The organism is Microbacterium sp. P26 (assembly GCF_023712585.1).
Lineage (GTDB): Bacteria > Actinomycetota > Actinomycetes > Actinomycetales > Microbacteriaceae > Microbacterium > Microbacterium algihabitans_A.
The window spans coordinates 173,007-195,705 of the sequence record NZ_JAMAXZ010000005.1 but is presented as its reverse complement, the minus strand read 5'-3'; the positions used below and the strand labels follow the sequence as shown (position 1 = coordinate 195,705).

Below are 22,699 nucleotides of genomic sequence, written 5' to 3'. Positions count from 1 at the left end.
CCCGCGCGATGCGGGACGGCCTTCGTCGTTCGTGGCGTCAGGCGCCGGGCAGATTCTCGATCGTGTAGTCGATGGCGCCGATCAGGCGCCGCACATCGTCGGGCTCGATCGAGACGAACGTCGCCACGCGCAGCTGGTTGCGGCCCAGCTTGCGGTACGGCTCGGTGTCGACGATCCCGTTGGCGCGCAGGCTCTTCGCGATCGCGCTCGCATCGATGCTGTCGTCGAAGTCGATCGTGACGACGACGGGCGAGCGGTCGGCGGCGTCCGCGACGAAGGGGGTCGCCACCGCACTGGCATCCGCCCACTCGTACAAAGCGGAGGACGACTCCGCCGTGCGCGCGGCCGCCCACTCGAGGCCGCCGTTGTCGAGCATCCAGCCGAGCTGCTCGTCGAGCAGCAGCAGGGTCGCCAGGGCGGGGGTGTTGAGCGTCTGCTGCAGGCGGGAGTTGTCGACCGCGTTCTTGAGGCTGAGGAACTCGGGGATGTAGCGGTCGGATGCCGCGATCTTCTCGATGCGCGCGATCGCCGCGGGCGAGACGGCGGCGTACCAGATGCCTCCGTCGGAGCCGAGGTTCTTCTGCGGGGCGAAGTAGTAGACGTCGGCCTGGGTGACGTCGAAGTCGATGCCACCCGCGGCGCTGGTGGCATCGATGACGGTCAGCGCACCGGCATCCGCGTTCACACGCTGGACGGGGGCCGAGACGCCCGTCGAGGTCTCGTTGTGGGGCCAGGCGTAGACGTCGACGCCCTCGACGGCCTCGGCGACCGTGCGGGTGCCCGGCTCGGCGCGGCGCACGTCGGGAGCCTGCAGCCACGGCGCCGCGGCGGCCGAGGCGAACTTGCCGCCGAACTCGCCGAACACGAGGTTCTGGCTGCGGTTCTCGATGAGGCCGAAGGCCGCGGCGTCCCAGAACGCCGTCGACCCGCCGTTGCCGAGGATGATCTCGTATCCCTCGGGCAGGCGGAACAGCTGCGCGAGACGCTCGCGCGTGCTGGCGACGAGGTTCTTCACGGGCGCCTGACGGTGCGAGGTTCCGAGGATCGACGCCCCGCGGGTGACGAGGGCCTCGAGCTGCGCGCCGCGCACCTTCGAGGGGCCGCACCCGAAGCGACCGTCGGCGGGCAGGAGATCGGTGGGGAGTTCCACGTGCGGCATGGCACTGATTCTAGGGCGAGCCTCCGGGCCCGCCCGCGCTCATGTCGGAGGGGGTCGGTAGGCTGGGAGGACTTGCCGCGCGACATCGAGGACACCTGAATGACCGATCTGATCGACACCACCGAGATGTACCTGCGCACGATCCTCGAGCTCGAAGAGGAGAAGATCGTGCCCCTGCGGGCGCGCATCTCCGAGCGCCTGGGGCACTCCGGACCGACGGTCTCGCAGACGGTCGGGCGTATGGAGCGCGACGGTCTCGTCGTCGTGTCGGAGGACCGCCGGCTCGAGCTCACCGACGCCGGCCGTCAGAAGGCCGTCGATGTCATGCGCAAGCACCGTCTCGCCGAGCGTCTGCTCAGCGACGTGATCGGCCTCGACTGGGCCTACGTGCACGATGAGGCCTGCCGTTGGGAGCACGTCATGAGCGAGCAGGTCGAGCGCCGCCTCGTCGAGCTGCTCGGGCACCCCACCGAGTCGCCGTACGGCAACCCCATCCCCGGGCTCGACCAGCTCGGCGACGCCAGCAGCGTCACGTTCGACGACGGCGTGGTCGGCCTGGTCCGCAAACTCACCGACGCGGGCGGACCCATCTCGGGCACCGTTCGCCGTCTCGCCGAACCCGCGCAGGTCGATCCCGAGCTGCTGCAGCAGCTGAAGGCCGCGGGCGTCCTGCCCGGAGCCCACGGCGACTACCGCTTCAACGAGGGCTACGTGCTCGTGCAGATGGACGGCGTCGGCGAAGGCCTCGAGCTGCCCGTCGAGGTGGCCTCGCACATCTTCCTCGTCGCCGAGGCCTGATCACCGGCACTCCTACCCGAGCATCCGCCGTGCACGCCTCCAGAAGCGTGACATGTTCGTTATCTTCGGGTAGCCTCTGAAGGTCCACAGGCGAGAAGCCCGCCGTCGGACCCCTCGCGGTTTTGCCTCATCGGCTCGTCGTCTGCAGAGGGTGAAGCCCGCACATCGTGCCCCTTATTCGAGTGCTGACGAGCCAGCGTGACCGCCCCCGGGTGATCGCGCAGAGGCGCCGGAGGAACTTTGGCTGAAAACACCGATCCCGCTGCGGACCTACCCGAGGTCCCCGCGACCGGACCCACACGCAAGAGCACCCGTGCCGCTGCCGTCGTCCCGTCGGCGAAGCGTCCCGTGGTCACCTCGATCACCGCGGCCGCACCCGCCGCCCGCACCGCACCCGCGCGCAGCGCGTCGTCGCAGCGCCGGTTCGGCAAGCCCGTGCGCAGCGCCGTGATCCTGTCGATGGTCGCCGGCCTCGTCGCGACGGTCGCGATCCCCGCGTACGCCGCGACCATGCCGGCCGCCGAGACCGTGACCCTGCAGCAGATGTCGGCTCCCGACAACCAGTCGCTGGTCGTCGCGTCCGACTCCACCGCCGCGACGCTCGATCGCAGCAGCTACTCGGCGACCACCGCCGAAGAGATCCAGAAGAAGAAGGATCAAGAGGCCGCCGCGGCCGCCGCCGCCGAGCGCGCCCGTCAGCTGGCCGCCAACGCGTCGAAGGCGTCGAGCTCGTCGAGCTCCGTGAAGGTCGACCTCAACATGACCGCACCGGGCTCCGGCGAGGTGCGCTGGCCCCTCACCAGCTACGTGCTGGGCCGTGGCCTGTGGGACTCCGGCTACCACCAGGGCGTCGACCTGCTCGCGCCGCAGGGGCAGCCGATCTTCGCCGCCGCCGCCGGCGTCGTGAAGGTTTCGCAGGAGAGCTACGGCGGCTACGGCGTCGCGATCGTCATCGAGCACGTCATCAACGGCCAGAAAGTCTCGACCACCTACGGCCACATGACCTACGGCAGCCGTCAGGTGCAGGCGGGTGAGACCGTCGCCGCGGGCCAGGTCATCGGCCTCGTCGGTTCGACCGGCAGCTCGACCGCCAACCACCTGCACTTCGAGGTGCACATCAACGGCTCGGTCGTCGACCCCTACGCCTGGTTGCAGCAGAACGCGGGCTGAGGCCCACCCATCACGCGAGACGGCGTGTCGGAGACGGTGTTCTCCGACACGCCGTCTGCTGTTTCCCCGAGTGGCCGACCCCGGGCGTGTCGTGGTGGGTTAGCCTGTCCTCGACGTCGGAAGAACCGAAGGGAAGACCGATGAACACCAGCCCGCGCATCCGCACCATGGATGCGCTCGGGCTGCTCGTTCTTCGGCATCGTGTGTTCGGATGCCGCGGCCTCGCCGTGACTTCGAAGGCGCTGTCTGCCTAGACAGCGCCTTTTTTCATACCCCTGAGTGCCCTCCTCGTCACGAGTCGAACATCCGAGAAGCCGTCTCGGCCATTCGAGAGGAAACGGAATGCGCACACTGGTGCTGAACGCGGGCTACGAGCCCCTCGCGGTCGTGTCGTTCAAGCGAGCCCTCGTGCTCGTGATGAACGAGAAGGCCACCGTCGTCGAACGCATCGAGGAAGACCCCGTCTGGGCGGCCGCGGGCGAGTACGATCGCCCGGCCGTGATCATCCTCACCCGCTACGTGCGGGTTCCGGGAGCCCGTCGCGTCCCCGTCACACGCCGCGGCGTGCTGCGGCGCGACGCCCACCGGTGCGGGTACTGCGGCAAGGCGGCATCGACCATCGACCACGTCATGCCCCGCTCGCGCGGAGGTAAGGACACGTGGGAGAACCTCGTGGCGTGCTGCCTGGCCTGCAACAACATCAAGGGCGACCGCACCCCGCAGGAGATGCGGTGGGAGCTCCGGCTCGTTCCGGCGCCCCCGCACGGCTCCTCGTGGACCGTTCGCGGCGTCGACAAGAGCGACCCGCGGTGGGAGCCGTACCTGGCGTTGGCGGCCTGAGCACGGCATCCGGGATCATCCACTCCCCGAACGCTCAGGCGTGCAGGGGAGCGAGGTCTTGCAGACCGGTCACGCGCAGGAGGTCGAGGCGGTCGGCATCCGGAGTGCCCGGGGCCACCGGCGGCCGCGACGGCGGGCGCAGGATGAGGTCATGACGACGACACTCATCACCGGAGCAAACCGCAGCCTGGGCCTGGAGACCGCCCGGCGCCTCATCGACGCCGGCCACACGGTCTATGCCGGCATGCGCGACCTCGCCACGGGCGACGACGTCCGGGCGCTCGGCGCTCACGCCGTGCAGCTCGACGTGACCGACCAGGCGAGCGTGGACGCCGCGTTCGCCACCCGGGAGTTCCACGACCGCACCGGGCGGATCGCGTACTGAGGGCACGCGGGGTGCCGGGCGGGGTGCGATACCCGCTCGGGGTCGATGTCGGAGGTCGATCGTATCTTCGAGCCACAGGGATTGAGGCGATAGAACAGATGTTCTAACCTGTGGGAGTGAGGGCGATCATGCGGGACCAGGTACAGGCCGTACCCGACATCCATGCGCTGCGCGATCGCCTCGAGCGCATGCAGGGGCGGCGCATGGACGCCCCGGTGCTGCCGACCCATCCCGCGTTCACCTCGCTGCTGCCCGGCGGGGGGCTCCGGTCGGGGTCGGCGTACTCCCTCGCCCGTTCCGCCTCGTTGCTCTTGGCGCTCATGGCGCGCCCCTCGCAAGACGGGGCCTGGTGCGGGGTCATCGGCATGCCCGAGCTCGGTGCCGAGGCGGCGGAGAAGTACGGACTCGACCTCGATCGGCTCGTGTTCATCCCCGACCCCGGGCCGCGCTGGCTCGCGGTGACGGCGACGATCACCGAGGTGCTGCCGGTCGTCGCCGTCCGGCCCCCGGCCGGCTCCTCCGCCGCACGCGGGGGCGCCGAGACCACGCGCCTGGCCGCGCGTCTGCGCGATCGCGGGTCTGTGCTGCTCGTGCAGGGGGAGTGGCCCCAGGCCGAGGCGGTCATCGACGTGGCCGACCCCCGATGGTCGGGTCTCGGGCAGGGCCACGGATACCTGGCGGGTCGTGAGCTGACGGTGTCGGTGAGCAGCCGCCGTTCGCCGAACGCGCGGCGGGCTCGCATGCTGCTCCCCGCCGCCGACGGGTCGATCGAGCTGCTGGGCGCCCCCGCCGAGCGGCTCGTCCCGCGCGAACGCGACGCCTTTCGTGCGCGGGCGGTCGGCTGATGCAGGCGCCCACGCGCAGCCTGGTGCTGTGGTTCCCCGACTGGCCCATCACGGCGTTCGCGCACGAGGCCACCACCCCGCCGAAGCCGGATGCCGCGGTGGCGGTGTTCGCCAACAACCTCGTCGTCGCCTGCTCGTGGGCTGCCCGCGCGCAGGGCGTGCGCCGGGGGCAGAAGCGTCGCGACGCCCAAGCGCTGTGCCCGACGTTGCAGGTGGTGGCGGCCGATCCCGTCCGCGATGCGCGGGCGTTCGCCCCCGTCGTCGCGCGGATCGAAGAGCGGGCGCCCGGCGTGCAGATCGTGCGGCCCGGTCTGTGCGCGCTGCGGTCCCGAGGACCGGCGCGGTACTACGGCGGCGAGGCCGAGGCGGCGCGCATGTTCATTCGCCTGCTCGACGACGAGGGGTTCTCCGGGGTGCGGGCGAGCGTGGCCGACGGCGTGTTCACGGCCGAGCACGCGGCACGGTCCGCCGCCGCGGACGACCCGGTGCGCATCGTCGCGCCCGGAGATGCGGGGGTGTTCCTCGCGCCCCTGTCGATCGCCACGCTCGACGACGACGAATTCGGCAGCCTCCTCTCGCGACTGGGCGTGCACACGCTGGGCGCTCTCGCGGCCCTGCCCGTCGAGCGGGTGCGTGAGCGCTTCGGCGAACGCGGCGTGCGGTTGCACGCCCTGGCCGCGGGGCTCGACTCCCAACCGGTGCAGCCGCGCACGCCCCCGCCCGAGCTGCACCGCGAGGTGGCGTTCGAACCCCCGCTCGAGCTCGCCGACCAGATCGCGTTCGGCATGCGCGTCGCGGCCGAGGAATTCATCGCACAACTGGGAGCGCACGATCTGGTGTGCACCGAACTGCGGGTCGTGCTCACGGGCGAGCGAGGTGAGCGCAGCGAACGCGTATGGCTGCACCCCGGGTCGTTCGACGCCGCCGGTGTCGTCGATCGCGTGCGCTGGCAGTTGGCCGAAGACGCCCAGGGCATCTTCGGCAGCGGGGTGGCCGGGGTGCACATCGAGCCCGAAGCCGTCGACGCCGCCGCCCATCACGCCAAGGGGCTGTTCGGCGCCGGCCCCGACGAGCGCGTGCACCACGCCCTCTCGCGTGTACAGGCCATGCTCGGCCACCGCGGGGTGGTGACCCCCGTCATCGGCGGCGGCCGCTGGCTCGCCGAGCGTCAGGTGCTCGTGCCCTGGGGCGACAGGGCGATCACCGCAAAAGACCGCGCCCGCCCGTGGCCCGGCAGCCTCCCCGACCCCCTGCCGGCCGTCGTCTACCCCGAACCCCGGCCGGTCGGCGTCACCGACATCGCCGGCGCCTCCGTCACGGTGGGCGAGCGCGACGTGCTCAGCGCTCCGCCGGCGGTGCTCGAGACCGCCGGGCAGCGCCGCCGCATCAGCGAGTGGGCAGGTCCGTGGCCCATCAGCGAACGCGGGTGGGACCCCCTGCGCGCGCGGCGCGCCCACCGCTTCCAGGTGGTCGACGCTGATGGCGGCGCGTGGCTGCTGGTGGTCGAAGAGGGCGAATGGCGAGCGGAGGGGCGTTATGACTGAGGGTCGATCCGTCTCGGCCGGGCCCGCGGGGCGTGCCGCGGCCGCCCGGTCGCGCGAGGCAGGGGTGCGCTGATGGGCTGGAACAACCCCCCGGTGAAGTGGTCGGAGCTCGAGCGCATGCTCAGCGACGCCCGACGCCCGACCGGCACGCCGACCAACGGCGACGGCGGAGACAGCCCGGCCTGGTCGCACAAGCGCGGCGCCTACGTGCCGCCGTCGATCGAGCGCCCCGCCGACGCTGTGCCCTACGCCGAGTTGCACGCGCACTCGTCGTACTCGTTCCTCGACGGCGCCTCCTCACCCGAAGAACTCGTCGAAGAGGCCGAGCGCCTCGGCCTGCATGCGCTCGCCCTCACCGATCACGACGGCTTCTACGGGATCGTCCGCTTCGCCGAGGCGGCCGAGGCCCGAGCGGTCAAGACGGTGTTCGGGGCGGAACTGTCACTCGGGCTCACCGGCCCGCAGAACGGCGAGGCCGACCCCGAAGGATCCCACCTGCTCGTGCTCGCCCGCCGAGAAGAGGGGTATCACCGCCTGGCCGCCGCGATCACCCACGCGCAACTCACCGGTGCCGAGAAGGGGCGTCCCGTCTACGACCTCGAAGAGCTCGCCGCGCGCGCCGGCGGGCCGGAGGATTCACACTGGGCGGTGCTCACCGGATGTCGCAAGGGTGCGGTGCGCCAGGCGCTGGCATCCGAGGGCCCCACCGGCGCCGCCCGCGAACTCGACACCCTGGTGCGGTTGTTCGGCCCCGGGTCGGTCTACGTCGAGCTCATCGACCAGGGCGACCCGCTCGATTCGCGTCGCAACGACGTGCTGGCCGCTCTCGCCGCAGAGAGGGGACTCCCGACGCTCGCGACGAACAACGTGCACTACGCCGCCCCGCAGAAGCAGCTGCTCGCCGCAGCGGTGGCCGCGGTGCGGGCGAATCGGGGCCTCGACGAGCTCGACGGGTGGCTTCCCTCGCACGCGGGCGCGCATCTGCGTTCGGGGGTCGAGATGGCGGCGCGCTTCGCCCGGTACCCGGGGGCGGTGGCGCGGACGGTGACGCTCGCCGACGAGATCGCCTTCCCGCTGCGTCGGGCCAAGCCCGCACTGCCGAAGCAGAAGGTGCCCGAGGGGCACACGCCCATGTCGTGGCTGCGTCATCTGGTGTGGGAGGCCGTGCCCCGCAAGTACCCGAATCTGTCCGACGACGATCGACGGCGCATCGAGCGCGAGCTTGAGGTCATCGAGATGAAGGACTTCCCGGGCTACTTCCTCATCGTCTACGGCATCGTGGCCGAGGCGCGGCGGCGCGGCATCCTGTGCCAGGGGCGCGGCTCGGCGGCCAACAGCGCCGTCTGCTACCTGCTCGACATCACCGCCGTCGACTCGATCTTCTACAAGCTGCCGTTCGAACGGTTCCTGTCGAGCCTGCGCGACGAGGAGCCCGACATCGACGTCGACTTCGACTCCGACCGTCGCGAAGAGATCATCCAGTGGGTCTACGGCGAGTACGGACGCGAGCGGGCGGCGCAGGTCGCGAACGTCATCCAGTACCGCCCCAAGAACGCGGTGCGCGACATGGCGCGCGCGCTCGGGCACTCCCCGGGGCAGCAGGACGCCTGGTCGAAGCAGGTCGAGCGCTGGGGAGCGACGCTTGAGTCGGGAGCCGACCACGACATCCCCGACCAGGTCATCGAGTTCGCCTCCGAGCTGCTCAAAGCCCCCCGACACCTCGGCATCCACTCCGGGGGCATGGTGCTGACCGATCGACCGGTGGGCGAGGTCGTGCCCATCGAGCACGCCCGCATGGAGAACCGCACGGTGATCCAGTGGGACAAAGACGACGCCGCGTGGATGGGACTGGTGAAGTTCGACCTGCTGGGGTTGGGCATGCTCGCGGCGCTGCAGTACTGCTTCGACCTGATCCGCGACGCCACGGGCGAGTCCTGGGAGTTGTCGACGCTGCCGAAAGAAGAGAAGGCGGTGTACGACATGCTCTGCCGGGCGGACTCGATCGGGGTGTTCCAGGTGGAGTCCCGCGCCCAGATGGGGTTGCTGCCGCGCCTGCAGCCGCGAAAGTTCTACGACCTGGTCGTGCAGATCGCGCTCATCCGCCCCGGGCCCATCCAGGGTGGGGCCGTGCACCCGTTCGTGCGGCGCAAGCTCGGACAGGAGCCCATCACCTACGTGCACCCCAAGCTCGAACCGGTGCTCGCGCGCACGATGGGCGTGCCGGTGTTCCAGGAGCAGCTCATGCAGATGGCCGTCGCCATCGGCAACTGCTCGGCCGAAGACGCCGACCTGCTGCGGCGGGCGATGGGGTCCAAGCGCGGGCTCGAGCGCATCGACTCCCTGCGCGAGACGCTCTACGCCGGCATGGCCGAGAACGGCCTGGTCGGGCAGGTCGCCGACGAGCTGTACGCCAAGATCCAGGCGTTCGCGAACTTCGGGTTCGCGGAGTCGCACTCGCTGTCGTTCGCTCTGCTCGTGTACGCCAGCTCGTGGATCAAGCTGCACTACCCGGCGGCCTTCCTCGCGGGACTCCTGCGCGCGCAGCCCATGGGCTTCTACTCGCCGGCGACGCTCACCGCCGACGCACGTCGACACGGCGTGGTCGTGCGCCGCCCCGACCTGTTGCGTTCGGGGGTCGAGGCGACGCTCGAGGCCGTCGACGGGGCGGAGGCGAGCGCGGGGGCGAGCGCCCGCGCGGGGGTGCGGTTCGAGGCGGCACCGGATGCCGCGACGAGAGCGGCATCAGAGGGGATCAGCGGTACCGCCGCCCGCGGCCGGCCCGCACCGACCGGGCTCGACGCGTGCGCGCACGCGGAGCAGCCGCCTACCGGGGAGTTCGATCCGTCGGAACCCGATGAGACGCTCGCGCACCGGCGGGACGGCGGATTCACCGTGCGACTCGGACTCGCGGGGGTCACCGGCATCGGTGCCAAGGTGGCCCAGCGCATCGTCGCCGAGCGCGAGCGAAACGGCGCCTACCGCGACCTGCGCGATCTCGTGCGGCGCACGGGGCTGGTCACCGCCCAACTCGAGGCCCTTGCCACGGCAGGCGCTTTCGAGAGCCTCGGGCACACGCGCCGTGAGGCGATCTGGTTGTCGGGTTCGGCGGCCCAGGACCGCCCCGAGTTCCTGCCCGACTCTCTCGTGGCCGTGCAGCCTCCGCTGTTCACCGACCCGTCGAGCTACGAGATCCTCGCGTCCGACCTGTGGGCGACAGGGCTCTCCGCCGACGATCATCCGATGACGCATTTCCGTTCCGCCCTCGATGCGCGCGGAGTGCTCACCTCCCGTGAACTGCGCACCTTCGAGACCGATCGGCGCATCGAGGTGGCCGGGCTCGTCACCCATCGTCAGCGGCCGGCCACGGCATCCGGGATCACCTTCCTCAACCTCGAAGACGAGCACGGGCTCATGAACATCATCTGCTCGGTCGGGGTGTGGAACAGGTATCGGCGCGTGGCGCGCGAGTCGCCCGCCCTGATCGTGCGGGGCATGCTCGAGCGCTCGGTCGAGGGGGTGACGAACGTGGTGGCCGACGGATTCACCGATCTGCGCGTCGGTGTCGCCCACGCCTCGCGCGACTTCCGGTGACGTCGGAGGGCGTCACTAGACTCGGGCCCACCGTGGTTCGTTCCGATCAGACAGGGGAAACGACATGACCGACACTCCCACTCCGCCCGACGGCTGGTACCCCGACCCTGCCGGAGGCGGCGGACTGCGCCGCTGGAACGGCACCTCATGGACCGACGAGGTGCGTTCCGCCGACGGCGCGTCGAGCGCCTCGACGCAGGGGGCGGATGCCGCCGCGCACGACGACCACGCGGATGCAGCTGTCGCCGGCGAGGTCGCCGAGCACGGCGCAGCCGGTTACGACGCCGCCAGCGATGTTGCCGAGCACGATGTTGCCGAGCACGATGCTGTCGGGCGCGACGCCGTCGGTCACGACGCAGCCGGTCACGTCGCCGAGCACGATGCTGCCGGTCACGACACTGCCGATCACGACGCAGCCGGCGATGTCACCGAGCACGATGCTGTCGGCCACGACGCCCTCGATTACGACGCGGTCGGCCACGACGCGGGCGGCCACGACGCCCTCGGCCACGACGCGGTCGGCCACGATGCTGCTGGACACGACGCGGTCGGCGCTGCTGCCGGTCTCGACGCCGTCGGGTACGGCGCTGCCGGTCACGGCGAACACCCCGTGGCGGCGGAGTCGCACGACTCGGATGCCGACGGGGTAAAGCCCGACCCGCTCGGCGCGGCCGACCGCCAGGCGTCCGCCGAGGCGCCGGGCGAGCCGCGTGCGCACGAGTCGGCTCAGACACACGGCTCGAGCGGTGCTGCTGCGGCGGCCGCCGCTGCCGGCGCGGTCGGGGGAGCTGCCGCAGCGGGAGTCGCCTCGGCCCACGGTGCCTCCACGGACTCCGGCGCAGCGTCCGGTTCGGGTGCCGCACCCGGATACGGCGCGGCCGCCGGCTCGGGCGCGACTCCGGGGTACGGCGCGACGCCGGCATCCGCTCCCGCCTACGGTTCGACACCCGCCTACGGCTCCACGCCCGGCTACGGTTCGACCCCCGCATACAGCTCGGCACCCGGATACCCGAACGCCCCTGCCTACCCCGCCTCGACGCCCGCCGGGTACGACGCCGCCCCGCGCCGCGACATCAAGACCAACACCGTCTGGATCTGGCTGATCGTCGCGCTCCCCCTGGTGAGCGTCCTCAGCCTGTTCCTCTTCGACTGGGGATCGTACATCCGCGACTCGGTCTACGCCGACCTGGCCTCCGGAGGCATGGGTGGTCCGTCGATGGCGGGCTCGCTCGTGACGATCGTGGCGAGTGTCGTGAGCCTCGTGCTCGCCGCCTTGACCGTGCTGTTCGCCTTCCTCGACTGGCGTCAGCTGCGCGCGCGGGGCGTGGACCGTCCGTTCCACTGGGCCTGGAGCTTCACAGTCCTCGCCATCGGCACCGGGCTCGTCTACATCATCGGTCGAGGCGTCGTGCTGCGTCGTCGCACCGGCTCGGGGCTCGCGCCCGTGTGGGCGGCCATCGCGGTTACCGTCGTCACGCTCATCATCGGCAGCGTGTGGCTCGTCATGATCCTGAGCCAGGTGTTCGCGGTCATTCAGGAGCTGCAGTACATGTACGGGTACTGACCCACCGCCGACCGGGCCGGATTCGCCGCACGGCGGGACCGGCCCGGTCGCGTGCCGGGCGGGCTCAGCTCGTCTGCCCCGCCCGCGCCGTCAGCACCGCATTCAGCAGAGCGTGTGCCGTGTCGTCCTTCGAGCCCGCCACCTCGGCGACCACTGCGCCGTCGCGGTCCACGATCACCAGGGCGTTCTGCGTCGATTCGAAACCCTGCGTCCACCCGACCGCGTTCGCGGCCAACAGGTCGACGCCCTTGCGTGCGGCCTTCGCCCGGGCGCGTTCGAGCAGTTCGGCATCGCCACTCACGGTCTCAGCGGCAAACGCGACGATCGTCTGCCCCGCGCGGCGGTTCGCGACCAGCCCTGCCACGACGTCGCGGTTCTCGCGCAACTTGAGAGTCAGGGTGCCGGGGGAGTCCTGCTTGCGCAACTTGGTGTCCGACACCGACGCGACGGAGTAGTCCGCGACCGCGGCCGCCATGACGATGACGTCGGCGTCGGGGGCAGCGGCATCCATCGCCCGTCCGAGCTCGTCGGCCGTGCCCACCCCGATGACCTCGATGCCCGGTCCGGGCCGCACGACGCCATCGAGATGAGCGGCGACGAGGGTCACGCGCGCCCCGCGCTCGGCGGCGGCGTGGGCGATCGCCACGCCCTGGCGACCACTCGACCGATTGCCGAGAAAGCGCACGGGATCGATGGGCTCGCGAGTGCCGCCCGCGCTCACGACGACCGCCAAGCCCTCGAGGTCTCTCGAACGCGCGACGAGGGCGAGAGCGGCCGAGGCGATCTCTTCGGGCTCCGACATGCGACCCGGACCCGAGTCGCCTCCCGTGAGCACGCCGTCGGCGGGCCCCACGACGTGGACGCCCCGCGCACGCAGCACCTCCATGTTGTGCACGGTCGCCGGATGCCGCCACATCTCGGTGTGCATCGCCGGCGCCACCAAGACGGGAGCGGTCGTCGCCAGCAGCGTCGTGCCGAGAAGGTCGGATGCCAATCCCGCCGCCATCGATGCCAGGGTGTTCGCGGTCGCGGGGGCCACGATGACGAGGTCGGCCGACTGGCCGAGCGAGACGTGCCGCACCTTCGCGACGTCGTCGTGCACCGAAGTGGTCACCGGATTGCGACTCAGCGCCTCCCACGTCGGCAGCCCGACGAACCGCAGCGCGTCGGCGGTGGGGACGACGTGCACGTCGTGCCCGGCCTTCACCAGCAGCCGCACGAGGCTCACGGTCTTGTAGGCGGCGATTCCCCCGGTGACTCCGACGACGACGAACATCGCCCCAGTCTCCCAGTTCGTGCGCGCGGCGGGTGGCGCGTCACCAGAACAGGAGAAGTCACGGAAACAGGCTGTTACGGCGCCGATCGTCCTGTTCCGGTGACTCCTCCTGTTCTCATGACGTCGCGGGTGCGTGAGGGGCGACGCGCGAGGAGCGGCGCTCACGGCGGGGGCTCGAGCGCGAACGGCCCTGTCCCTCCGCCCGCGAGTAGCGTTGACGGAATGTGCACGGTCGTGATCGACGTCCCCCACCGCGCGGGTGAGCCCGTGCGTCTCCTCGCCGTCCGCGACGAGGAGCGCGATCGTCCGTGGCGGGGCCTCGGCGCCTGGTGGCCCGAGCGTCCCGGCGTTCTGGGCGTGCGCGACGACCGCGCCGGAGGAGCCTGGCTGGCCGTCGACCCCGACGCCGGGCGACTCGCGGTGCTCCTCAATCGCGAAGACCTCTCGGCCCGCCGCGACGACGAGGTCGTGAGCCGGGGGAGCATCCCCCTCGATGCGGTCGGCGCCGGCATTCCGGACACTCCTCCCACGCGCGGCTTCAATCTCGTCGTGGTCGATGCCGACGCTGCCCACCTCGTCGAATGGGACGGCCTCATCGCGCGACGGACGACACTCGCCCCCGGGACCCACATGATCGCCCACCACGCGGTCGACGACCCCGGCACCCCGCGCATCGCGCGCTGGCTCGAGGCGTTCCGCGATGCGGGCCTCGCCGAGGGATCGGAATGGTGGATGCCGTGGCTCGGCGTCGTCGAGTCCTCCACCGCCGATCCGTCGGCATCGGTGCTGCGCCGCGACGAGCACGACGGGCACGTGCTCGAGTCGCTGTTGGTGTGTGCGGCGACGGTCGGTCCGGCCGGCGTCGAGCTGAGCCAAGCGACCCCCGTCGAGCCGGGGACCTGGGACGACGGTCTCATCGCGGGCCTGCGACACGGCATCCGCCCGCTCTCTTCCGACGACTCGGGGGCCGGGTCGCGCGCGACGGCCTCGCCCCGTACCGCGCAGTAGGCTGGAAAAGCCCCGCCTCCGTAGCTCAGGGGATAGAGCGCCGCACTCCTAACGCGGGCGTCGCAGGTTCGAATCCTGTCGGGGGCACCGTTGTTTCTCGCCGCGCGCGGGCGCTCGCCGCCGGCGTCGTCTGCGCGGTCGCGCCGCGGGAGGAGATTCGGTCGGCGGAAAATCTCGCGGGCCGGGTCGGTGCTCCCGTGCCCGATCATCCTCCGCTGCCCCCACGGGCCGCCGCGCGGGCGCCGGGGACGTGCCGCGATCGGATGATCCCGCGTGTCCACCGCGACGGCCGCCCCCGCATCACCCCTCGGCACCCGCCCGTTGCCTCGTCGTGCTCCGTCGTGGCATGATTACTGAACGATCGGTCGGAAAACCTCGCGGGTGAGGTGGACGGGCCCCGCCAGAGTCGGCGGGGGAGAGGAAGACGATGGCGGAGGCGTTTCTCATCGGCGGTGCGCGCACCCCGGTCGGGCGGTACGGCGGGGCTCTGGCATCCGTTCGTCCCGACGACCTCGCGGCCCTCGTCGTCGCCGAGGTGGTGGCCCGCGCGGGCGTTCCCGGCGAGGCGATTGACGAGGTCATCCTCGGCGCCGCGAACCAGGCGGGGGAGGACAACCGCAACGTTGCCCGCATGGCCGTGCTGCTCGCGGGGCTTCCCGACAGCATCCCGGGTCTCACCGTCAACCGCCTCTGCGCCTCGGGCATGAGCGCGATCGCGCTCGCCGCGCAGGCCGTGCGCGCGAGAGACGCCGACCTCATTGTGGCCGGCGGCGTCGAGTCGATGACCCGCGCGCCCTGGGTGCAGGCGAAGCCCGAGAAGGCGTGGGCGAAGCCCGGGGCGGCGTTCGACACCTCGATCGGCTGGCGCTTCACCAACCCGCGTCTCGCCGCGCGCGACAAGGCCACCTTCTCGATGCCCGAGACGGCCGAAGAGGTCGCTCGCCTCGACGGGATCTCGCGGGCGGATGCCGACGCCTTCGCGCTGCGCAGCCACGAGCGGGCGATCGCAGCTCAGGATGCCGGTCGCTTCGCGGGCGAGATCATCGGCGTCGGCACCGGTCGGGGCATCGTCGACACCGACGAAGGTCCGCGCCGCGACACCTCGATCGACGCGCTGGCGAGGCTCAAGCCGGTCGTGAAGGACGGCGAGGTCGTCACCGCGGGCAACTCCAGCTCGCTCAACGACGGGGCCTCGGCCCTCCTCGTCGCGAGCCCCGCAGCCGTCGAGCGCTACGGACTCCGGCCTCGCGCGCGGATCGTCGCGCACGCCTCCGCGGCTCTCGCTCCCGAGATCATGGGGCTCGGCCCCGTGCCGGCGACCGAGAAGGCCCTCGCGAAGGCCGGGCTCTCGGCATCCGACCTCGGCGCCGTCGAACTCAACGAGGCCTTCGCCTCGCAGTCGCTCGCGTGCATGCGCCGCCTCGGGCTCGACCCCGAGATCGTCAACTCCGACGGAGGGGCGATCGCGCTGGGGCATCCGCTGGGCTCGAGCGGCTCGCGGCTCCTCGTGACGCTGCTCGGGCGCCTCGAGCGCGAGAGCGCGCGCTACGGCCTCGCCACGATGTGTGTCGGCGTCGGCCAGGGCACCGCGATGATCGTGGAGCGGATCAATGGCTGAGTCTCGTACGTCGGCCCGGGCCCCTGAGCCCACCCAGGTCCCTGAGCCTGTCGAAGGGACCGGTACCCACGAAGCCCCGGGGCCGGAGGCGTCGACGGGCTCAGCCCCCGGCGCCTCAGGCACAGCCGTCGGCGCGCCGGGGTCAGCGCGCCTCCGCATCGACGCCGCCGACGACCGCATCGTCGCGACCCTCGACCGCCCCGACGTGCGCAACGCGATCGACCAGGCCATGGTCGACGAGCTGCACGCCCTCTGCGACGAGCTCGAGGCGGATCCCCGCACCCTCATCGTCACCGGTGCGGGCGGGATCTTCGCCGCGGGAGCCGACATCGCCCAGCTGCGCGAGCGCACGGGCGACGACGCGCGACGCGGCATCAACGCGACGGTGTTCGATCGCATCCGGCACCTCCCGATGCCCGTGGTCGCCGCCGTCGACGGCTTCGCGCTGGGCGGGGGAGCCGAGCTCGCCTACGCGGCCGACATCCGCCTCGGCACCCCGCGCGTGCGCTTCGGCAACCCCGAGCCGGGCCTCGGCATCATCGCCGCCGCCGGCGCCTCGTGGCGTCTGCCCGAGATCGTCGGCCACGCCCGCGCGAGCGAGCTGCTGCTCACCGCGCGCGTGATCGACGCCGACGAGGCTCTCGCCTGGGGGCTGCTGTCGAGCGTGCACGAGCCCGACGACCTGCTGCCCGCCGCGCACGCGATCGCCGACCGCATCGCTGCGAACTCGGCGCGCGCGACGATCCTCACCAAGCGCGCTCTGCTCGCGCCCCGCGCCGACCACCCCGCGATCGACGGAGAGCTGCAGGCCGAGCTCTTCGACAGCGCCGACAAACGCGCCCGCATGACGGCGTTCCTCGAGAGGAAGAAGAAGTGACCCTTCCCGAGACCACGTCTCCCTCCCGCGCCGGCACCGCCGCTGCGCCCGACTCCGCGCCCGCCGGAGCCACGGCATCCGTCCCCGCCGTCGTCGGGGTGCTCGGCGGAGGCCGCATGGGCGCCGGGATCGCGCACGCCTTTCTGCTCGCCGGAGCCCGCGTGCACGTCGTCGAGCGCGACGAGGCCGCTGCCGCCCAGGCACGGGAGCGCGTCGACACCGCCCTGGCCCGCTCGGCCGAGCGCGGAACGCAGGTTCCGGATGCCGACACCCTCACCACCGGTGTCGACGCAGAAGCGTTCGCCGAGGCGGGCCTCGTGATCGAGGCCGTGCCCGAGGATCGCGACCTCAAGCTCGACGCCCTCGCGCGGATCGAGCGAGCTGTCCAGGGCGATGCGGTCGTGGCATCCAACACCTCCTCCATCTCGATCGACGCGCTCGCCGCCTCGCTCGCTCGTCCCGACAGGTTCCTCGGTCTGCACTTCTTCAACCCCGTGCCGGCGTCGGCCCTCGTCGAAGTGGTGACCGGGGATGCCACCACTGCCGCGGTCGTCACGCGAGCGACCCAGTGGGTCGAGGCGATCGGCAAGACCGCCGTGGTCGTCCGCGACGCGCCGGGCTTCGCATCGAGCCGCCTGGGGGTCGCACTCGGGCTCGAGGCGATCCGCATGCTCGAAGAGGGCGTGGCCACCGCGCACGACATCGACACCGCGATGGAGCTGGGCTACCGGCACCCGATGGGGCCCTTGCGCACCACCGACATCGTCGGACTCGATGTGCGCCTCGGCATCGCCGAAGAGCTCGAGCGCGCGTTCGGCGCGCGTTTCACCCCGCCCGCTTTGCTGCGCGACCTCGTCGCCCAGGGGCACCTGGGCCGCAAGACCGGCCGCGGATTCTACGAATGGAGCGCCTGATGACCTTCCTCCCCAGCTACGTGAACGGCGCCTGGTGGGCCCCCGAGAGCGACCCCGACGCGGCGATCGTGCGCGACGCCTCGACGGGTGCGGAGATCGTGCGCGTCAGCACGCGCGGGCTCGATCTGGCGGGAGCCGTCGCCTTCGCCCGTGAGACGGGGCAGAAGAGCATCGGCGCGCTGACCTTCCACCAGCGCGCGATGGTGCTGAAGAACCTCGCGATCGCGCTGAACGAGCGCCGCGAAGAGCTCTACGCCCTCTCGGAGCGCTCCGGCTCGACCCGCCGCGACTCCCTCAGCGACCTCGATGGCGGCATCGGCGTGCTGTTCACCTTCTCGTCGAAGGCGCGGCGCGAGCTGCCCGCCGGCACGGTCGTGCTCGACGGACCGATCGAGCCGCTGTCGAAGGACGGCTCGTTCCTCGGCCGGCACGTCTACACGCGCCTGCCGGGCGTCGCGGTGCAGATCAACGCCTTCAACTTCCCGATGTGGGGTGCGCTCGAGAAGTTCGCGCCGGCGTTCCTCGCCGGGCTCCCCACGATCGTCAAGCCCGCGACCCCCACCGCCTACGTCGCCGAGGCGTGGGTGCGCATGGTCGTCGAGACCGGTCTGTTGCCCGAGGGATCGCTGCAGCTGGTGAGCGGGAGCGTCCCGGGCCTGTTCGACCTGCTCGACCTCGGCGACACGGTCGGGTTCACCGGCAGCGCCTCGACCGCTGAGCGCCTGCGCGCCCAGGCGAAGCCCGGCGTGCGGTTCACGAGCGAGACCGACTCGATCAACGCCTCGATCCTCGGCCCCGACGCCACCCCCGGAACCCCCGAGTTCGACGCTTACGTCAAACAGCTGCTGGTCGAGCTCACGACCAAAGCGGGTCAGAAGTGCACGGCGATCCGCCGCGCGATCGTGCCGACGGGCATGACGGATGCCGTGGCCCAGGCCCTGCGCGACAAGATCGCCGAGCGCGTGGTCATCGGCGACCCGCGCGCCGAGGGCGTGACGATGGGGCCCGTCGTGTCGATCGCCCAGCGCGACGAGGTGCTGCGCCAGGTTCGCGCCCTCACCGACGCCGGCGGGCGCTTCGTGGTCGGATCCGCCGAGGCTCCCGAGGGAGCTCCCGCCGACGGCGCGTTCCTGCAGCCGATGCTGCTCTCCTTCGCGGATGCCGCGACCCCGGCCGTCAACGACATCGAGGCGTTCGGCCCGGTCGCCAGCATCGTCGAGTACGCCGACGTCGCCGAGGCTGCGACCATCGTGGGCCGCGGCGGGGGATCGCTCGTCACCAGCGTCGCCACCCACGACCCCGACGTGGCGACCGAGCTGCTCACCCGCGTGGGCGCGATGAACGGCCGCGTGCTCTTCCTCGACCGCGACGACGCCCGCACCTCGACCGGACACGGCGCCCCCGTTCCGCACCTCGTGCACGGCGGACCCGGCCGCGCCGGCGGCGGTGAGGAGCTCGGTGGCATCCGCTCGGTGCTCCATTACATGCAGCGCACCGCGATCCAGGGCTCGCCCCGCATGCTCACCGCGTTGACCGGGGTGTGGCATCCGGGAGCCGAGACCGACTCCGCCGGCGTCCACCCGTTCCGCAAACCCCTCTCGGATCTTCGGATCGGGGATGCCGTGGAATCGGCCGAACGCGAAGTCACCCTCGACGACATCGAGGTGTTCGCGAACTTCACCGGCGATACGTTCTACGCCCACATGGACGAGGAGTCCGCGGCGGCGAACCCCTTCTTCCCGGGGCGCGTCGCGCACGGCTACCTGCTGGTGTCGTGGGCGGCGGGGCTCTTCGTCGACCCCGCGCCGGGCCCGGTGCTCGCCAACTCGGGGCTCGAGAACCTGCGCTTCGTCACCCCCGTCTCACCCGGCGACCGCATCCGCGTCGCCCTGACGGCGAAGCAGATCACCCCGCGCGAGACCGACGAGTACGGCGAGGTGCGGTGGGACGCCGTGATCCGCAACCAGAACGACGAGCTCGTCGCGCAATACGACGTGCTCACGCTCGTGGCCAAGACGTGGGCGCCCGCTCCTCGGCCGGCAGGGGTGCTCGCATGAGCCTGCGGCCGATGATGCGCAACGACAACGCCTCGCGCATGCTCGGCATGGTCGTCGAGCACGACGCGCCGGGGGAGTCGCGCGTGTCGATGACCGTGCGCGACGACATGCTCAACGGCTTCGCCATCACCCACGGCGGACTCGTCTTCACCCTCGCCGACACGGCGTTCGCGATCGCGTGCAACGAAGACGAGCGGGTCACGGTCGCCGGGGGCGCCGACATCACGTTCTTGAAGTCGACGACCGCGGGGCAGACGCTCACCGCGACGGCCGCCCGCCGTGCGCGCAGCGGCCGGACGGGCCTGTACGACATCCGTGTGACCGACGAGACGGGCGACCTCGTCGCCGAGGTGCGCGGCCGCAGCATCACGACGGATCGCCGGCCGCCGGCACCCGCCGACGCACGCTCAGCGATTCGCGCAACCTCAGTGCCACGCGCCGGGGTCGCGGCTGAGGATGTGCAGATCACTGAGGGTGCGCAGGGCGCGGGGCGTTCGGGCGCGGACACGTCCCGCGACGCACGCTCAGCGATTCGCGCAACCTCAGCGCCACCCGCCGGTGTCGCGGCTGAGGATGTGCAGATCACTGAGGGTGCGCAGAGCACCGGCCCCCGGGCTGGGCACGCCCCGGTCCCTTCGACACGCTCAGGGACCACCGCAACCGACCCCGCACCCGAGCGCGACGAGGCGCTCACGACCACGGAGGTGTCCCGATGACCCTGACCGCCGCACCGCGCCCCGACTTCCTGGCATCCGTCGATCCGACCGCGATCCCGCTCGAGAGCCTGCGCGCGCTGCAGCTCGAACGGCTGCAGTGGACCGTGCGCCACGCCTACGAGAACGTCGCGCTGTACCGACGGAAGTTCGACGAGGCCGGGGTCGGCCCCGACGACATCCGCAGCCTCGACGACATCCGCCTGCTGCCCTTCACGACCAAGGCCGACCTGCGCGAGACCTACCCCTTCGGCATGTTCGCGGTGCCGATGGCCGACGTCCGCCGCATCCACGCGTCGTCGGGCACGACCGGCCGCCCCACCGTCGTCGGCTACACCGCGGGCGACCTCGACCGGTGGGCCGATCTCGTCGCGCGGTCGCTGAGTGCCGCCGGCATCCGCGCCGGAGATCGCGTGCACAACGCCTACGGTTACGGCCTGTTCACCGGCGGTCTCGGCGCCCACGCGGGCATCGAGCGCCTCGGCGCGACCGTGATCCCGATGTCGGGCGGGCAGACCGCGCGGCAGGCGCAGCTCATCCAGGATTTCGAGCCGGATGCCATCCTGTGCACGCCCAGCTACCTCCTGACCATCGCCGACGCGCTCGAGGCGGCCGGCGTCGACCCGCGCTCGACCTCGCTGAAGGTCGCGGTGCTCGGCGCGGAGCCGTGGACGAACGAGATGCGTCACGAGATCGAGCGTCGCCTCGACCTCGTCGCGGTCGACATCTACGGCCTGAGCGAGGTGATGGGCCCGGGCGTGGCATCCGAGAGCGCCCTCACCAAGGACGGTCCGCACATCTGGGAAGACCATTTCCTGCCCGAGACGATCGACGGCGACAGCGGTGAGCCCGTCGGCGACGGTGAGCTCGGCGAGCTGGTGTTCACCTCTCTCACGAAGGAGGCGTTCCCGGTCATCCGTTACCGCACCCGCGACCTCACCCGGTTGCAGCCCGGCTCGGCGTTCCCGGCGATGCGGCGCATCGAGAAGATCACCGGCCGTAACGACGACATGATCATCCTGCGCGGCGTGAACCTCTTCCCGACCCAGATCGAAGAGATCGTGTTGGGCATCGAGAAGCTCACCCCGCACTTCGTGCTCGAGCTGCGTCGAGAAGGACGAATGGATGCCATGACCGTGCGGATCGAGCGGCATCCGGCCCTCGACCGCGAGGTGTGCGAGGCCGCCGGCGTCGTGCTGCAGCAGCGCATCAAGGTGCTGATCGGCACGACCGTCGACGTGCGCGTCGAGGAGCCGGGCGTGCTGCCCCGCAGCGAGGGCAAGTACAAGCGCGTGTACGACCTGCGCTGAGAACCGGGGTCCGCCGGCCCGGCGGGCCGGGCGGGATGCGCCGCGCCTCTCGGGCACAACGCAGGAGATCGGGGCGGCTCCGCCCGAGTCGCCCGCCGGATCAAGGGGATCGGGTCCGCCGCGCCGCCCGGTCTCCTGCGTTGTGGCCCGGCTGCGTTGTGGCCCGGCCCGCGATGCGGCCCGGCCCGCGATGCGGCCTCCCCGACGCGGCTCGACGAACGGGCCTCGCGCCCGCGCGCCGAGGACGCACCGCTTCGTCGAGGACGCACCCGTCGGGCTTCAATCGGGTGCGTCCTCGACGGCCGCGTGCGGTCTCGCCGAGGCGGCGGGGGCCGCGTGGCGCCTCAGCCTCCCGAGCGCGCGAGGGGCGTGTCGTCGAGCCCGTCGATGAGGTCGCGGAGACTGTCGAAGACGCTTTCGGCCCCGGCATCCGTCAGCTCTTCCCGGGAGAAGCCGCCGGTTCGAACGGCGATCGTGGGAACGGATGCCTTCGAGGCGGCGATCGCATCCCAGGGGGAGTCGCCGATCATGACGCCGTGTGCGCCCGAGACGCGTGCGAGCGCGGTCTGCACGAGATCCGGCGCGGGTTTGCTGGCCTCCACGTCGTCGGACGTCGTCCACGCGTCCGCGAGCTCGCGCGCATCGAGCAGATCGAGGAAGTGCTCGACGTGGTCCTTCTTGCCTGAGCTCGCCAGCACGACGCGGAAGCCCCGCTCTTTGACGGCCAGCAGCAGGTCGTGCGCGCCGTCGAACGGGCGGACCTCGTCGATGAAGGGGGAGATCTCCTCGCTCCAGGCGTCGCGCAGGGCGTCGCCGTGCTGGCGCTCGACGGCGTCGCCCCCGAGTGCGGGGACGAGCTGGTCGCCGCCTTTGCCGATCGAGCGGTGGATCCGCCAGACCGGCAGAACGAGGTCGAAGCGCCGGAACGCGCGGTACCACGCGAGTGCGTGCTGGTAGTTGGTGTCGACGAGGGTGCCGTCGACGTCGAAGATCGCAGTGTCGGCCATGACCCCACTCCATCCGGTCGGAG

The 22,699-nt window shown here is 71.6% G+C and carries 18 protein-coding genes, 1 tRNA gene and 2 pseudogenes; 17 read left to right on the top strand and 4 right to left on the bottom strand.

Annotation, left to right across the window (positions count from 1 at the left end):
- Positions 1 to 37: 37 nt before the first annotated feature.
- Entirely contained in the window at positions 38 to 1,159 is a 1,122-nt protein-coding gene (gene serC / locus M3667_RS11580) for a phosphoserine transaminase (protein WP_251508132.1), read from the bottom strand.
- A gap of 99 nt (positions 1,160 to 1,258) precedes the next feature.
- Here serC and M3667_RS11575 point away from each other — a divergent pair, with 99 nt between their 5' ends.
- From M3667_RS11575 to M3667_RS17130, 8 genes and pseudogenes are all read left to right on the top strand, one after another.
- Entirely contained in the window at positions 1,259 to 1,957 is a 699-nt protein-coding gene (locus M3667_RS11575) for a metal-dependent transcriptional regulator (protein WP_251508130.1), read from the top strand.
- Between the two features lie 240 nt (positions 1,958 to 2,197).
- Positions 2,198 to 3,127: a M23 family metallopeptidase gene (locus M3667_RS11570; RefSeq protein ID WP_251508129.1), complete on the top strand. Its 930-nt coding sequence runs from the start codon at positions 2,198 to 2,200 to the stop codon at positions 3,125 to 3,127.
- A gap of 342 nt (positions 3,128 to 3,469) precedes the next feature.
- Positions 3,470 to 3,967 (top strand): HNH endonuclease, encoded by a 498-nt coding sequence (locus M3667_RS11565; RefSeq protein ID WP_144833937.1) that lies wholly within the window; start codon positions 3,470 to 3,472, stop codon positions 3,965 to 3,967.
- A 151-nt stretch (positions 3,968 to 4,118) separates the two neighbouring features.
- Positions 4,119 to 4,313 (top strand): annotated as a pseudogene (locus tag M3667_RS11560) (SDR family NAD(P)-dependent oxidoreductase); the annotation flags it as partial.
- A 167-nt stretch (positions 4,314 to 4,480) separates the two neighbouring features.
- The gene (locus M3667_RS11555) at positions 4,481 to 5,197 is read left to right on the top strand and encodes a hypothetical protein (RefSeq protein ID WP_154097498.1); all 717 of its coding nucleotides are present in this window, start codon (positions 4,481 to 4,483) and stop codon (positions 5,195 to 5,197) included.
- The gene (locus M3667_RS11550; RefSeq protein ID WP_144833945.1) at positions 5,197 to 6,741 is read left to right on the top strand and encodes a DNA polymerase Y family protein; all 1,545 of its coding nucleotides are present in this window, start codon (positions 5,197 to 5,199) and stop codon (positions 6,739 to 6,741) included. Before M3667_RS11555 ends, M3667_RS11550 begins: the two co-directional genes overlap by 1 nt.
- 72 nt (positions 6,742 to 6,813) lie before the next feature.
- Entirely contained in the window at positions 6,814 to 10,332 is a 3,519-nt protein-coding gene (locus M3667_RS11545) for an error-prone DNA polymerase (RefSeq protein WP_251508127.1), read from the top strand.
- A gap of 64 nt (positions 10,333 to 10,396) precedes the next feature.
- A pseudogene (locus tag M3667_RS17130) lies at positions 10,397 to 10,471 on the top strand (hypothetical protein); the annotation flags it as partial.
- Positions 10,472 to 10,477: 6 nt separating this feature from the next.
- On the opposite strand, the gene M3667_RS11540 reads toward M3667_RS17130, so the two are convergent.
- Complete coding sequence (locus M3667_RS11540) at positions 10,478 to 10,930, bottom strand: hypothetical protein (RefSeq protein WP_251508125.1); 453 nt, start codon at positions 10,928 to 10,930, stop codon at positions 10,478 to 10,480.
- A gap of 12 nt (positions 10,931 to 10,942) precedes the next feature.
- Here M3667_RS11540 and M3667_RS11535 point away from each other — a divergent pair, with 12 nt between their 5' ends.
- Positions 10,943 to 11,896 (top strand): hypothetical protein, encoded by a 954-nt coding sequence (locus M3667_RS11535; RefSeq protein ID WP_251508123.1) that lies wholly within the window; start codon positions 10,943 to 10,945, stop codon positions 11,894 to 11,896.
- Positions 11,897 to 11,960: 64 nt separating this feature from the next.
- Here M3667_RS11535 and coaBC read toward each other — a convergent pair whose 3' ends face one another.
- Positions 11,961 to 13,172, bottom strand: a complete 1,212-nt coding sequence (gene coaBC, locus M3667_RS11530) for a bifunctional phosphopantothenoylcysteine decarboxylase/phosphopantothenate--cysteine ligase CoaBC (protein ID WP_251508121.1) — start codon at positions 13,170 to 13,172, stop codon at positions 11,961 to 11,963.
- 222 nt (positions 13,173 to 13,394) lie between these two features.
- Here coaBC and M3667_RS11525 point away from each other — a divergent pair, with 222 nt between their 5' ends.
- The 8 genes from M3667_RS11525 (at position 13,395) to M3667_RS11490 (ending at position 21,669) form a co-directional block, all read left to right on the top strand.
- A complete protein-coding gene (locus M3667_RS11525; protein WP_251508119.1) occupies positions 13,395 to 14,180 on the top strand; it encodes an NRDE family protein in 786 nt (261 codons plus the stop codon).
- A gap of 14 nt (positions 14,181 to 14,194) precedes the next feature.
- Positions 14,195 to 14,267, top strand: a tRNA-Arg gene (locus M3667_RS11520).
- Between the two features lie 340 nt (positions 14,268 to 14,607).
- Positions 14,608 to 15,798 carry an acetyl-CoA C-acyltransferase gene (locus M3667_RS11515; protein WP_251508118.1) on the top strand — a complete coding sequence of 397 codons (1,191 nt, stop codon included), beginning with the start codon at positions 14,608 to 14,610 and terminating at the stop codon, positions 15,796 to 15,798.
- On the top strand, positions 15,791 to 16,675 hold the full coding sequence (locus tag M3667_RS11510) for an enoyl-CoA hydratase/isomerase family protein (RefSeq protein WP_251508117.1): 885 nt from the start codon (positions 15,791 to 15,793) through the stop codon (positions 16,673 to 16,675). The genes M3667_RS11515 and M3667_RS11510 overlap by 8 nt, the downstream gene beginning before the upstream one ends.
- A complete protein-coding gene (locus M3667_RS11505; protein ID WP_251508116.1) occupies positions 16,672 to 17,589 on the top strand; it encodes a 3-hydroxyacyl-CoA dehydrogenase family protein in 918 nt (305 codons plus the stop codon). Before M3667_RS11510 ends, M3667_RS11505 begins: the two co-directional genes overlap by 4 nt.
- Positions 17,589 to 19,646 carry a phenylacetic acid degradation bifunctional protein PaaZ gene (gene paaZ / locus M3667_RS11500; protein ID WP_251508115.1) on the top strand — a complete coding sequence of 686 codons (2,058 nt, stop codon included), beginning with the start codon at positions 17,589 to 17,591 and terminating at the stop codon, positions 19,644 to 19,646. The genes M3667_RS11505 and paaZ overlap by 1 nt, the downstream gene beginning before the upstream one ends.
- Positions 19,643 to 20,362, top strand: coding sequence for a hydroxyphenylacetyl-CoA thioesterase PaaI (paaI, locus tag M3667_RS17035; protein WP_308196456.1), 720 nt, complete (start codon positions 19,643 to 19,645; stop codon positions 20,360 to 20,362). Before paaZ ends, paaI begins: the two co-directional genes overlap by 4 nt.
- On the top strand, positions 20,359 to 21,669 hold the full coding sequence (locus M3667_RS11490) for an AMP-binding protein (RefSeq protein ID WP_251508114.1): 1,311 nt from the start codon (positions 20,359 to 20,361) through the stop codon (positions 21,667 to 21,669). Before paaI ends, M3667_RS11490 begins: the two co-directional genes overlap by 4 nt.
- Positions 21,670 to 22,013: 344 nt before the next feature.
- On the opposite strand, the gene M3667_RS11485 is transcribed toward M3667_RS11490, so the two are convergent.
- Positions 22,014 to 22,676, bottom strand: coding sequence for an HAD family hydrolase (locus tag M3667_RS11485; protein WP_251508113.1), 663 nt, complete (start codon positions 22,674 to 22,676; stop codon positions 22,014 to 22,016).
- Positions 22,677 to 22,699 lie beyond the last annotated feature (23 nt).